The 13,598-nt window shown below is 34.2% G+C and carries 16 protein-coding genes; 14 read left to right on the top strand and 2 right to left on the bottom strand.

The features are described 5' to 3' along the window. Positions 1–107 precede the first annotated feature (107 nt). From OU989_RS21185 to OU989_RS21140, 10 genes are all read left to right on the top strand, one after another. Positions 108–1,319, top strand: a complete 1,212-nt coding sequence (locus tag OU989_RS21185) for an MFS transporter (RefSeq protein WP_274794901.1) — start codon at positions 108–110, stop codon at positions 1,317–1,319. A 128-nt stretch (positions 1,320–1,447) separates the two neighbouring features. Further along, positions 1,448–1,684 (top strand): small acid-soluble spore protein Tlp, encoded by a 237-nt coding sequence (gene tlp / locus OU989_RS21180; RefSeq protein WP_274794900.1) that lies wholly within the window; start codon positions 1,448–1,450, stop codon positions 1,682–1,684. 242 nt (positions 1,685–1,926) lie between these two features. Next, positions 1,927–2,460, top strand: a complete 534-nt coding sequence (locus OU989_RS21175; RefSeq protein WP_274794899.1) for an RNA polymerase sigma factor — start codon at positions 1,927–1,929, stop codon at positions 2,458–2,460. Then, positions 2,447–4,090, top strand: a complete 1,644-nt coding sequence (locus OU989_RS21170; RefSeq protein ID WP_274794898.1) for a DUF4179 domain-containing protein — start codon at positions 2,447–2,449, stop codon at positions 4,088–4,090. The genes OU989_RS21175 and OU989_RS21170 overlap by 14 nt, the downstream gene beginning before the upstream one ends. 156 nt (positions 4,091–4,246) lie before the next feature. Continuing rightward, positions 4,247–4,948: a YwqG family protein gene (locus OU989_RS21165; RefSeq protein ID WP_274794897.1), complete on the top strand. Its 702-nt coding sequence runs from the start codon at positions 4,247–4,249 to the stop codon at positions 4,946–4,948. A gap of 38 nt (positions 4,949–4,986) precedes the next feature. After that, a complete protein-coding gene (locus tag OU989_RS21160) occupies positions 4,987–5,262 on the top strand; it encodes a transporter suffix domain-containing protein (protein ID WP_274794896.1) in 276 nt (91 codons plus the stop codon). Positions 5,263–5,567: 305 nt separating this feature from the next. After that, positions 5,568–5,945, top strand: a complete 378-nt coding sequence (locus tag OU989_RS21155) for a GntR family transcriptional regulator (protein ID WP_274794895.1) — start codon at positions 5,568–5,570, stop codon at positions 5,943–5,945. After that, positions 5,945–6,802: an ABC transporter ATP-binding protein gene (locus OU989_RS21150; RefSeq protein WP_274794894.1), complete on the top strand. Its 858-nt coding sequence runs from the start codon at positions 5,945–5,947 to the stop codon at positions 6,800–6,802. Before OU989_RS21155 ends, OU989_RS21150 begins: the two co-directional genes overlap by 1 nt. A gap of 1 nt (position 6,803) precedes the next feature. Continuing rightward, entirely contained in the window at positions 6,804–7,418 is a 615-nt protein-coding gene (locus OU989_RS21145; RefSeq protein ID WP_274794893.1) for an ABC-2 transporter permease, read from the top strand. 41 nt (positions 7,419–7,459) lie between these two features. Continuing rightward, complete coding sequence (locus OU989_RS21140) at positions 7,460–8,002, top strand: AAA family ATPase (protein ID WP_274794892.1); 543 nt, start codon at positions 7,460–7,462, stop codon at positions 8,000–8,002. A gap of 59 nt (positions 8,003–8,061) precedes the next feature. Here OU989_RS21140 and OU989_RS21135 read toward each other — a convergent pair whose 3' ends face one another. Together OU989_RS21135 and OU989_RS21130 are read right to left on the bottom strand one after the other, a co-directional pair. Next, a complete protein-coding gene (locus tag OU989_RS21135) occupies positions 8,062–9,684 on the bottom strand; it encodes a hypothetical protein (RefSeq protein WP_274794891.1) in 1,623 nt (540 codons plus the stop codon). After that, positions 9,681–10,463, bottom strand: coding sequence for an ABC transporter ATP-binding protein (locus OU989_RS21130; RefSeq protein ID WP_274794890.1), 783 nt, complete (start codon positions 10,461–10,463; stop codon positions 9,681–9,683). The genes OU989_RS21135 and OU989_RS21130 overlap by 4 nt, the downstream gene beginning before the upstream one ends. 139 nt (positions 10,464–10,602) lie before the next feature. Between OU989_RS21130 and OU989_RS21125 the strand changes: the two genes are divergently transcribed. The 4 genes from OU989_RS21125 (at position 10,603) to OU989_RS21110 (ending at position 13,581) form a co-directional block, all read left to right on the top strand. Continuing rightward, positions 10,603–11,127 (top strand): sigma-70 family RNA polymerase sigma factor, encoded by a 525-nt coding sequence (locus OU989_RS21125; protein WP_274794889.1) that lies wholly within the window; start codon positions 10,603–10,605, stop codon positions 11,125–11,127. Then, positions 11,117–11,956, top strand: a complete 840-nt coding sequence (locus OU989_RS21120; RefSeq protein WP_274794888.1) for a hypothetical protein — start codon at positions 11,117–11,119, stop codon at positions 11,954–11,956. Before OU989_RS21125 ends, OU989_RS21120 begins: the two co-directional genes overlap by 11 nt. A gap of 392 nt (positions 11,957–12,348) precedes the next feature. Then, positions 12,349–13,053, top strand: coding sequence for a class I SAM-dependent methyltransferase (locus OU989_RS21115; protein WP_274794887.1), 705 nt, complete (start codon positions 12,349–12,351; stop codon positions 13,051–13,053). Positions 13,054–13,059: 6 nt separating this feature from the next. Continuing rightward, positions 13,060–13,581 (top strand): GrpB family protein, encoded by a 522-nt coding sequence (locus OU989_RS21110; protein ID WP_274794886.1) that lies wholly within the window; start codon positions 13,060–13,062, stop codon positions 13,579–13,581. Positions 13,582–13,598: the final 17 nt, after the last annotated feature.

Here is a 13,598-nt window from a genome sequence, read left to right as displayed (position 1 = left end):
CTTGTTTTAGTTGCACTGTATTTCATAGATAGATATGATTATCTAAAGGAATACTTTTATGTAAAAAAAGACCAATAATTCATTCTTGGATGATAGAAAGGAGACTTATGAGCACCATTAGGAAGTATCGTCTCATTCTGTTTGGCTTTGGTTTCTCATATTTGGGAAATTGGGTGAATTTAGTTGCCCTTAATTTATTAGTTTGGCACTTAACAGAGTCCCCAGCAGCTATGGCTAGTATCTTTATTGTGGGGCCAATTGCGCGTATTATAACGAGCTTTTTTGCAGGTTCTATTATTGATCGATCCAATAAACAAAAATTGATGATTTATAGTGATATTGTTCGTGGCATATTGATTTTATTGTTACCGTTTACATCCTCGATTTGGCTTATTTATTGCGTATTATTTTTATCTAATATAGTAAGTAGCTTTTTTGGACCGAGTAGTACCTATTATATTTCAAAATATATTCCAGACGAAGATAAACAATCCTTTAATGCAATTTTAGGAATGTTTAGCTCTGGCTCGTTTTTAATTGGACCTGCATTGGCTGGGTTTATTATTGCAATATCCAGTGTATCTGTTGCGATTTGGTTTAACGCCTTGACGTTCTTTGTCTGTGCTTTCTCGATTTTTAAGCTTCCAGCAGTAGAAGATCATCAGAACATGCATCGACAGCGCATTACTTGGCAAATGCTAAAAGAGGATTATGGTGTTGTCTATTCATTTACAAAAAAAGAGGGCGCTTTTGCAAAAGTTTTTCTCTATTTTCAAGGTGCTTTAATGATTGCTTTTGCATTAGACTCACAAGAAGCTACATTTATTAAACAGAACTTACAAGCTTCAGATGGTCTATATGGTGTAATTGTCAGTATTGCAGGAATTGGTGCCATTATTGGAGGAGCAATGGCTGCACGATATGCTAAAAAGTTTTCGACAAGACAATATATTGTTTATGGTCTGCTCCTGACAATGATCTGCTACACATTATTTTACTCATCACCGAATGTTACATTAGCAATTATTAGTTTTATTGCCTTAGGGATATGTATGTCATTTTGTAATGCAGGCTATAGTACATTTTATCAATTAAGTGTTCCAACAGCTATCATGGGGCGGTTTGGCAGTGTTTCAACAATGGTAATAAATGTACTGCAAATTGGTTTTACTTTAGCTTTAGGATTGCTAGCCGAATGGTTTTCGCTACAAATGGTTTGTATCGTATTTGGTGCGGTCGCTATTTTTATCTCGCTTATTTTATATGTATTTATGCATTCAAAATCAGCATATGAGGGTTTGAAAGAAGAGATTGTCTGAAGTAGGACCACTCTAATTTTAGCTAGTATTAGTCATGTTAAAGAGAATTTCTCTTAGTAAAAGTTAGCACTCATATAATCAAAAAAACAACCCAGAATAATGTTATGTCAAAATTTTAGGAGGTTAACATGGCTAATTCAAGACAACGAAAACCAGATGATCGATCCAATAATGTTGAACGAATTCAGGGTATTATTAAAAATACCGAAGAAAAACTTCATGAAGCAGAAATTAGTATGGAGTTTGCAGATCCTATGCAAAGTAAAATGGTAAAAGAAAAAAATGAGCGTCGTAAACAATCGATAGAAGCGTTGAAAGATGAAATGAAAGATGAAATGGCAGCACGTAAAAATGGCGAAGTGTAGTACTGTATTGTTGGAAATAAAGAAATAAAACATCGACTTCCCATAAGGGTAAGATATCATTGATCAGATGGTTTAGATGTCCTATCAGGATTTCTATATGGCCATCTGCTTTTTTATTTTCAACATGCTTCATGTTATGGTGGCTTTTTATAATTAAATTACATAGAAAAATCTAAAAAAATGAACCTTTCTTAATAGTCATTTGTTTATAAGTTAGAACAAGCAGAAAGGAGTGCCATAAATTGACTGAACGTGAATTATTCGATTCATACAACAAAGATGTATACCGTACTTGTTATTACATGCTACGGAACACCCAAGATGCAGAAGATCTTTGCCATGATGTCTTTGTCATCGTCTTTCGTCAGGATTGGAAAAGCGTTGAACACATAAGAGCTTGGATTATGCGTATTGCAATGAATCAATGCTTAAATCTACTAAAAAGAAAGCAATCTCACCTGAAAAAACAGAGTCAGATTCAATTGCTCCACGAACAGACTACGGCATCAGTTAAATCTGTCGACACCATTGTACTGGAAAAAGCAGCAGAGGAGGAGTGGGAAGATCTTCTAAAGCAGCTACCAGAAAAGCTGATGGCTGTTATCACTCTCCGCTATATCGGAGAATTATCGCTAGCAGAAATTGCAGAAACATTAAAGATCCCAGTAGGCACAGTAAAATCTAGGCTTCATAAAGCATTGAAAATCATGCGAAAAGAACTGGAGCAAAATCAAAACCTTTGGTTGAAGGGAGAGAATCAATTTGGAACGCATTGAGAAGAAGCTTAAAAGCAAGATGAAGACAACCAATAATGTACAGTATCCTGATTTTGATCAAATGTGGAGCAGTATCCAGAAAGATGAGTTAAAGACTTTAGAAGAACCAATCGAACTTCGACCTCGTAGAAGGAAGAAATTTGCTTTAATAGCGGGCCTAGCTGTGGCTCTAATGGCTACCCCTGTCTATGCAGCATTGAATTATGACTGGTCTAACATACTTTCGTATAGAGAGGGAATTCAGTCTGCTTTAGAACAGGGCTTAGGCCAAAAAGTTGAACAATCTGTTACGAAGAGTGGGTTTATGCTAACCGTACATACGGTGTTTATTGATGAAAACAGAACCTTCCTTTTGTATAGTTTAAAACCTGACGCCTCTTGGAAAGGAAAGGATGTTAGTTTTGATCAAATTGGTCTTACAGACTCTAACGGAGATTTTATTAAAGGAAATTATGCACATCTTTGGAATGAAGATCTCGGCCTCTTCCAAGGATATTTTGAGACAGACTGGGTTGCTGATGACCAGAAGTCCAATATTAATTTCTCGATGAAAAATATTCATTCGATTGGTAATGAAGAGAAGTCAATTAACTATAATCCTAATGATACTAATACGCAGGTTTTCACTATTCAAAAGGATGGAATTGATAATGTAACTATACAAGCTTTTGAACAACCAGAGGGGAAAATACTCCTTCAATCAGCCGTTACGTTTACAGACGCTAAAATGAAGAACAAGTGGGTACGTATCAAGGCTTTAGATGATAAGAATCAACCTATACAAGAAGCGGAAACACCTGTTTTTGGTACTCCTGGAGCAACAGATGAATACTTGAGTCAACAAATTTTTACTAAAGATAGCTTAAAAACCAAAGGGTCAAATTTCCAACTGGCGTATGAACATACTTTAGGTGTTGCAGAGGATACTTGGAGTATTGAGATGAATCTGACCAAAGAGCAACTGAAAAAAGGATCATTTAGAAAAGTGGTAAATATTCCTTTAGAAAATGTCCCTGGTGGAACAAAAATTCATGAAATGAAAGTTACACCAACACAAGTTCGATTAATTCTGACAAGTGAAGAGAGATATGCTCATCAACCTTATATGGATTATCAACTGGATATTGGAGGAGTACTATTAGATGGAGGAAGATGGGATGTAGAAAATGATCCCTATAAAGTAGAACTTCGCTTTGAAATGACGGGGGTTGATGTGTCGATGTTGGCGAAACAATCTATAACCTTAGTAGCCAAACACCGAGTGGATGTAGAAGATGGCGATCATAAACCGATTCGTTTGACTGACATATCAGAGAAACCTCAAATTAAAACATCTACGATTGGGGATTTTCCAATTACATGGACGTATTATAAGAAGGACAATAACCTTTACGTTGAATCCTTTAGCTCTGATCCAACGTTTGGTGGTGTCAGTCAAACTTATTACCTAGACCATAAAGATCGAAATTATGGGATGCCTCTCACAGTAGGATTTCTCGGTGATAATAATAATAAGAATATAGATGAGTATAAGAATTTCAAAGGTAAAGATCTTGATATATATGTTTGGAAATATACTACGAACCACCCAGATGCAGAGCTACGTGTGCCACTACAATCTTTGAAATAAAAGGCTTACCAATCCCACTTATTTGGATACTTCAAATGAGTGGGATTTTATTTTTATAGAGTTACCGCACATGTATAATTAAATAAGTTACATTAGAATTGCACACGATTATTAGTTTGATTTACCTCTTAGTATGAGGAAGAAAGGAAATTTGAAATGGAACATTCTTTGAAAAAAGCGATTGTCTTGCAAGCAGTAGAAGAGCCGGTTACATACACGGACAGTAAACTAGGTGGTCAACCTTATTGTAAGCCGGGTGATGAATTCCCCATCCATGAGAGTGGAACACCTTATATGTTTTTGGCACAGCTTAATTTTTCACAGCTACCTAAGCTAGAAAATTCCCCACAGCATGGTCTTTTGCAGTTTTTTGTATTGGCAGATGAGGATTATGGTCTTTATGAGGATGGCTATTATTGTAGGTACTATGAGGAAATTGAAACCTCCGTTGATATTGAGCCTTTTTCTGAAGAAGAAGAGGAGTATGAGCTATGTGAACCGATCATCTTTGGTGGCCCTTATGCATTAAAAGCTACTTTACAGGAGGAGTTAGTACCTTATACTGATCCACGTTCAGTTCACTATGAATTACCAATGGAGGATCCTGAGTATGGTAAGTATTTTGATAAAACGGATAGTAGTGGCACAAAGATAGGGGGCTATGCGTTCATGGATAAAAATAGTTTTGATGAACATAATAGCCATGCCGAATTGCTGTTTCAATTAGATATGGAAGGTAATGATAAAAAGACCTATGCCATGATATTAGATTCAGGTACAATGCAATTCTTTATTGAAAGAGAAGCCCTAAAAGCTAAGGATTTCTCCAAGCTATATTATTATATTTATAGTTTGTAAAATAGAACTATTTTAAATTAAATGAGGAGATTCATGTTATGCCCTCTACTGAAAACAAAAAATCCTTTACCTATAAGCTTGGTATAGGCGTTATTATTTTTTCTCTTTCGCTATGGTTAGTCCCAATCATTACACCATTCACACCCATACCTACAAAAGTAAAGGCTGGGCTTATTCCAGGAAGTATTATTGTAGCTGAAATCATGTTTTGGCTAGGTGCTCTACTTGTTGGGAAGGAAGTAGCTAACAAATTTAAAAGTTACCTCAACCCTAAAAAATGGCGAGAAAAAGACGACACGAAATCGAAGCAATAATCAAAGCACTTGTTTGAATTTTTGTATCGCTTCATTACATCTCCTGAAGCGACTGTTCATATATGGCTGGATCAATTCGTTAAAAATTTATATTTTAAAAACTGAGAGCATATAGTCATTAATTTGGCTATATGCTCTATTTTTTCTCTTCACGGTAACTATATCCCTATTGTGGGTCTTGGTCGCGTAGTGGGGATAGTTACACAAAATTGCTAAATAAAAGTAAATTATAGTTGCAAATCTGGTTTAATGTGTATATATTGTATATAAAGTATATATACAATATTTCACGAAGAGGTAATTGCATGCAAATTATTATTTCAAACAGTTCAAAAGAGCCTATTTATGAACAAATATATGCGCAGATTAAAAAATCGATCTTAACAGGTGAATTACAAGAGGGGCATCCATTACCTTCCATGCGCCAGCTAGCAAAGGATTTAGAAATTAGTGTCATTACAACGAAACGAGCTTATGAAGAGCTTGAAAAAAACGGCTTTATTTACTCTATTGTTGGAAAAGGTTCGTTTATCTCTGAACAAAATACAGAAATCATGAAGGAAAGAAAAATGAAGGCTATTGAGGAAAAGTTATTAGTGGCGATTCAAAATGCGAAGGAAATGGATATTAGCTTAGTTGAGTTAAAGGAAATGCTTACTTTATTGTATACGGAGGATGAGTGATGGAAAGTGTTATTGAATTACAACATATACAAAAATCTTTTAAAGGTTTTCAAATAAAAGATCTTTCGATTAACGTTAAGAAAGGTTTTGTCACAGGGTTTATAGGAGGGAATGGAGCAGGGAAATCGACCACAATTAAAATGATTATGAATTTATTACAGCAGGATAGTGGGACCATTTCTATTTTCGGTAAGAGTTATAAGAAGCACGAAAAAGAAATAAAAGAGCGAATCGGTTTTGTCTATGATGAGAATATTTTTTATGAAAATATCACACTAAATGATATGAAAAGAATCATTAAACCAGCTTATAAAAACTGGGATGACAAGGCATTTCAGCAGTATATTGAACAGTTTGAGTTACCTCTGAACAAAAATATGAAAACCTTCTCAAAGGGGATGAAGATGAAGGCATCATTAGCGATTGCCTTAGCTCACCATGCGGAATTAATTATTATGGATGAGCCAACGTCAGGTCTTGACCCTATTTTTCGCAGAGAGCTTCTAAATATTTTACATGAATTAATGCAAGATGAAGAAAAAACTATATTTTTCTCAACACATATTACAACAGATTTAGATCGCATTGCAGACTATATAACCTTTATTCACCAAGGTGAGCATATATTTACGAAGGAGTTTTATAAGATTGAAGAGGATTATGCCGTCGTCAAAGGGACACTTGATCTATTAGATCGTGAAACGGAGCAGGAGTTCGTGTCCATTCGCAAAACAAACAGCGGATTTGAAGCGTTAGCGAATGAGAAACATCGTATTAAAACTATATTTGGTGATACCGTTGTTGTAGAAAAACCCACGCTTGAAGATATTATGTATTATACAAAGAAGGGGTGGTAATATGCTGAATCTTATTCTAAAGGATATCTTAATCCAAAAAAACACGCTCATCATCTACATAGCTACTATTCTACTTTATTTACTGGTTAATGTTTCTCCGGTATTTATAGTATTTGTTTATAGTGTTGTTTTTATTTTAAATGCTTTCTCTAGTGATGAAAAAGATAATGCCAACATCTTACTTAATTCATTACCCTATACACGAAAAGAAATTGTTAGTTCAAAATATATTGGAGCGTTAATTTTTACAGGATTATTCATATGCTATACGTATTTAGCCAATTATCTTTTAAATGGAACAGTGGTATTAATATTGTGGAAAGAAATATTACTTAATATGGGTCTCGTTATGATTGCCATATCATTTATTTTACCGATATCCTATAAATTTAAAACCAAGTATCTAACTATTATTTGTATTGCTTTAGTTGGAATGTATATGGTCGTAATAAATTATTTTGTTCCTAACTTTAATGATAGGTTAAGAACCCTAGTGCAAAATTTTATGACTGTACAGGAACTACAACTATACCTTTTTGCCACAATCATTACTGTTCTGTTATTTATTAGCTCATGGTTGCTATCGATACGTATTTATGAGCGGAAAGCTTTTTAAAACTTTCAATGAGGTACTAAAAAAGTGAATGGGGTGTTACCATGACTAGATTTTGTGTGCTGACTATTGGTAAGACACACAGTGGTAAATCTACATTTGCACGAAGTTTAGAGCAGATGTGCCAAAATTGTATTGTGATAGATCAAGATCAACAAGCACAATTTTTATATGATTCTTATTCTAAGCTAATCCCGAATAATGGGGAAAATACGATTAAATATAAATTAACAGAAACACTCGTACAATATGCGGTAGATCATACGAAGTTTCATATTGTGTTATGTAATTCTAATTTAAACGAATTTAATAGAAACCGTCTTATACAAAGGTTTAATAATAGCGGATTTCACATCATCATTGTCAAATTTGATTTACCTATAGAAATACTGGAATCTAGAATTAATGAGGCGAGGCGTGATACCTCTATTTTGCGAACCGTTCAAACTTTTAAGGATGTTCTTAACTCACAAAAAGATTATCAGCTAAAGAAAAGTGTAGAACATGCATACAAAGAATTTTATGTAACAAACGAGATTCAAGTAGATTCTGTTTTAAGTGAACTAAAAAACTTGCTAAACGGATAGTTTTAAGAAGAAAAAACGGCTAATCCCATTGAATAAAGGGAATCCAGCCGTTTTTTTAATTACAAAGAAGATTTAAAAGCAACTTTCCATATCACCATATTGATAAAGAAAAGCATAATGAAATAAACAGTGGATCCGAAAGTAACCTGACTAGCGATTAAAAAGTGTAAACCTGCCAGCATAGCTAAAGGGATAAACAACAACATTGTTTTCCAGCCTTGAGCATCTCCAATTTCATCATAGGGTCTGGTAAAGGGTATTTTGTTGCTCATCATAACAAAACAGAAGACCGTATATAGCCAGCTTGTTACTAAAACCACTAACAAATCTGGGATAATTCGAACGCCGTAAATATAGCAAAATACAATACTTAGTACGATATATAAAGGTATATACAATTTAATTAAAAAGGCCTTTAAGCTACCTTTTTGTAAACCTATATAATCTTTAATCGGAAGTGTTTTATAGATCCAAGCGGCCTTATATTTAGCAGAATGACCAAGGAAAAGCACTGCAGAAGGTATAATTAGCATACTAAAATAAATCGTTAAGTAGCCCATACTGCTCGAGTAGTCAATCTCCTCAGATCTGCTAAAGGTAAAGATAAAAATAAATGGGATAATAAATGAAAAACCTAAAGAAGGATAGACTTTGAGCTTAAACTCTCGCTCTTGCTTCATCATCAGAGTGGAAAAACGATAGAAGGCTCGTTCTTCATGTGTTCTACAAATAAGAGATAATAACAATGATTTGAGTCTATTGTTCTTCTCTTTTTTAGATTTACTTGTACTTAGTAGTTTTTGAAGATTGCGTTCAAACGTTGGGATGAGTTTGATATATAACCAAATAGAGATGATAGGAATAATCACTGCTAAGATACTGTAGATTACTGTTAATAAGGATGTGTCACCATGAAGTATTAATTCATACGGAGCGGCGAACCACATCGGGATGAGGAAGAGGCTCCACCAATGAAACGAAACCACCATATCTAAGTTAACAAATTCAAATGATCGAATCAGCACTTGATAACCAATCATGAGCATCAGAGATAGTGCAATTTGTACATAGTTAATCATATCCTTCAACTTTTCGCCATCAAAGAAACGTAAGATAACGATATATAAAATGGCAGTAAACGCCACGATAAATAAATTAATGAGTATGATTTCAAAACCTGTTAAAATAAAAAATACAATTCCTTGCGTAAAGAGGCTGATAACAAGGGGGATAGCTGTTAAGGCCATTGTTAAATAGGATAAATAAATAAAAATATGCATAAATTTTGCGGCATTAATAGTTCTAGCAGAAATCGGCTTCGTCGAAAGTATACTTTTATCTCGCACATCTAAGAGCACAGAAGAAAAGTCAGAAATCAAAGAAGTCATAATTAAAAATAAGATCATTGCAAAGGCAATACTCATTTGAAAAAGAAAGTTTTGACCAAATCCCATAAGTGGGATGAGTATAAGTCCGAATAAGACATAAATCCATAGAGACTTAATATAGCCAAATTTTTGATCGTCTTTCTTTTTATTCTGTTGAAATAGTGTGGGTACTTTACGCTCATCCATCGTTAGTTTAAGTTGTAGAATTTTTCTCATCATGTCATAATCAATGCCCATTTTTACAAAAAGCCATCGAAATATATCAAGCAATTGAAGTGTTTTAAAATCCGTCATAATGACACTCCTTGTACGATGGAGACAAACTTTTCTCCAATCTCCTGATGTTCATGGAATCCAGTTAACTGGTTAAAAATTCTTTCCAGCGTTCCTTCCATGTTATCAGCTTGTAATTGGGCAAATGTTCCGTCCGCAGCAATTTTCCCATCATACAGCAGGATGATACGACTACTGATTTTTTCAACGACATCCATAATATGAGATGAGTAGAAGATGGTTTTTCCTTGGGCAGCTAGCTGAGTTAAGATTTCTTTAAATATCATGACACTGTTTGCGTCTAAGCCGTTAATCGGTTCATCTAAAAATAGTAGGTCTGGATTATGTATGACGCTTGCAATGATTAGTAGTTTTTGTCGCATACCCTTTGAATAAGAAGAAATTCTAGAATGATACGCTTCACCAACACCAAACAGTTCCATTAGCGATTTCGATTTGTCAGATGCCTCCTCAAGCTCCAGTCCATACAGCTGCCCAATAAATGTTAAATATTCATAGCCTGTTAAGTTATCATAAACATCCGCAATTTCAGGAACATACCCGATTTTCCGCTTATAATCAATTTGATCCTGCTCTATGGTTTTTCCAAAAAGCTTGATTTCTCCGCCATAATCGCCCTCAAGCCCTAAAATTAATTTTACAGTTGTACTTTTCCCAGCGCCATTTGGGCCAATATAGCCAATAATTTCTCCTCTAGATACATGAAGGTCAATCCCCTTTAAGATTTCCTTGTTCCCATAACTCTTCGTTAAATTCGTAATCGTTAAAATTTCCTCCATTTCCTAGCTCCTTTCTAATTTCTAGAAATTTTACCATAACTACACTATAGCATACTTATAAGTAGAAAAATTCCTTTTGGTAAAATGAAACCAGTTCATTTCCAGCTTTGTCTAACTTTATAAGAAGGGAGGGTTTATTATGACAACTGATGACAAAGAAAAATTGCTTTATGAAGTAATGAATCAACATGGGGATTATTTAAAAAGATTAATTTATACATATGTAAAAGAAATTCAGAAGACGGAGGATCTTTTACAAGAAGTTTTTATTAAATTTTATAAAAGCCTTGATGTCTTTGAAGGACGTTCTACTATTAAAACATATTTATATCGAATAGCAGTGAATGAATGTCAAAATTACTTAAAAAGCTGGCATTATAAAAAATTTGAAGTGACAGAAAGAGTGAAAAATTGGTTAAAAAGAGACTCTATTGAACTAGATGTTTTACGCCAAGAGCAAAATCAGTCTATAGGGCAAATAGTGAATTCTTTACCCATCAAATATCGAGAAGTAATTTGGCTCCACTATTATGTTGAATTATCAATAGCAGAAATGGCTGAAGTGTTAAAATGCTCTCCCAACACAGTTAAAACCAGGTTAGCTAGAGGGCGGAAATTAGCAAAAATAACGATAGAGGAGGGTAATTTAGAATATGAGTATTAAAAATGAACTGGAGAAATCAATACCTACGTCTATTAAATTTACAAAGAAAGATAGAGCAGATATTTTGGCTAAAATAAACCAATCTCCTAATTATAAATATCAGTGGAAACCTTTGGTGGTTTCTATTTTTGCAGTTGTCCTAATTGGAATTAGTCTCTTACCTACTCTTCAAACAGTAGAGAAAACTACAATAGATTCTCCCTTAGCTACTACAGATACGCGTGATGAGTCTCAATTAGTAGAAAGTACTGCTATAAAGCCACTTCCACCTCTAACAGAAGAAATAAAAAAACAGTACTATGCGCAATATGTAAAAATTATAGAGGAGGCTATGGCGCTGAAATCAGGTTTAAACATTGCTGTTGGACCAATGGAGGATTTCGAAGATGAATATTGGATTTCACCTGAAGAATTTAAAAAGAATGTTCAATCTTGGGTAAAACAACATTTAGCCACAGAACGCGAAAGAATTAATAACTACCTGATTACACCAGAACCTGTAATTACCAATGACGATGGTAGTACTACTAAAAAAACCTATATGTACTTCCCTGATATTTTAAGAACTGTTGAAGTAACAGGGGATTTTGAAACGCAATATGATGCATCCCACAAACGCCAACTGTTTTCTTCTGTTGAAAATGTTTCTACAAGCCTAATAAAAACGCAATCAGGAACGTGGAAGCAAACCTCCTATAAAACAGCGTTAATTGACGATGGGCGAACATTTAGTATTCAAATAGAGGGGATATTTGAGCTAAATACAATACAATACGAGAAGAGGTTTACCATTGAATTTTACTGTGATGAAAATGGCAAAATCTTTTAATCGTGACCACTAAATTAATTTCTCCGAATTTAATTCATCAATTTTCTTATACGGTCTCTTTTTCTCTTGGCTTTATAAAATTGCTCATCACCATTTGTCTGGACGTTCTAAAAAAGAAAAATAAAGGTTTTCAATTTTGATTGGGTTTTAAGAGGGGGCAGATAGTTGAGCGGGCCTATAAAGAAGCCCACAGTTATGAAGATATGATTTATCAGCTATTAGAAAAGTTGAATCCGGATGAAAGAAGGATTAGGTGATACTAATAAATAGTAGAGAAAATCATATTTTCTCTACTTATTGTACATGGGATATTTCGGGTATTTTGAAGCTGGTATTGTATTTAGCAATTCCCATATAATTAATGTTGTAAAGGGAAGATTGGGAGGTATGGAATGTTAATTAAATCCAATGAAGATTTGCTTGTTTTATTAGACGGTTTGTTGCGTGAGCCCCAACATTTCTGGAATGACTTTTATGATACATTTCAAAATATTCCTTTCTTTGTGAATAAGCCTGACGAAAATCTTGTACACTACTTTGAGAAGAATATGATTAATCCTGGTAAAGTGTTGGAAATTGGCTGTGGTGCTGGACGAAATGCTATTTATTTAGCTAAAAATGGATGTTCCGTGGTTGGAGTGGACATATCCGATAACGCACTGAAATGGGCTCAAAGAAGAATGAATGAAGAAAATGTCAATATAGAATTCGTCTGCGCTAATATTTTTGAGTTGGATTATGAACAGAATAGTTTTGACTTTATTTATGATTCAGGATGTTTTCATCATATAGCGCCACATCGTCGTGTTAGTTATATAGATATGATTGATAAATTATTAAAACCAGGTGGCTACTTTGCTTTATGCTTGTTTGAGGAAAATGGTGCATATGGCGGTTCTGCCATGACGGATGAAGAAGTATATTTAAAACGAAGTTTAGAGGGAGGACTTGGCTATACACAAAATCAATTAAAAGAAATATTTCACTTTTTAGAGGAGATAGAAATAAGAAAAATGTTATCTAGGTCTACGGATGATCTATATTTCGGATTAGATGGATTTATTGTAGGATTATTTAAAAAAGAAATAGCTAGGTAAACAAAGATGAGAAAAATTAAAGTGGTATTGTCAGAGTATGACTTGAATTGGGAAGAACAATTTTTATATGAGAAAAGAAGAATTCAAAAAGTTATTGGACATGCATTATTAGGGATTGAGCACATCGGTAGCACATCTATCAAAGGTTTGAAGGCCAAGCCCATTATTGATATTCTACTAGGCGTCAAAAGTATAGAGGAGGTGCCAGAATTAATAGAGGCGCTAAGTAATATTGACTATGAATACGTTCCGAAGCTAGAGCTAATGGATAGAAGATTTTTTAGAAAAGGGTTATGGGGCCAAGGAACATGTCATTTACATGTATGTGAATATAACAGTAAAGAGTGGAATGATAAATGCCTGTTCCGAGATTATCTCCGAATAAATCCTCAAGCAGCGAAAGAATATGAAACGTTAAAAGAACAGCTTGCTAATCACTTTCAGTATGATCGCCAAACCTATACCAAGAAAAAAGGGCCGTTCATTCAAAAAATTATTGCTAGGGCAAAAGTTGAAGACTTACTATAAAAGCCATTCTCAACAAT

Source organism: Lysinibacillus irui (assembly GCF_028877475.1).
Taxonomy (GTDB): Bacteria; Bacillota; Bacilli; order Bacillales_A; family Planococcaceae; genus Lysinibacillus; species Lysinibacillus irui.
Note: the sequence above shows the minus strand (reverse complement) of the source record. Positions and strands in the feature narration are given on the sequence as shown.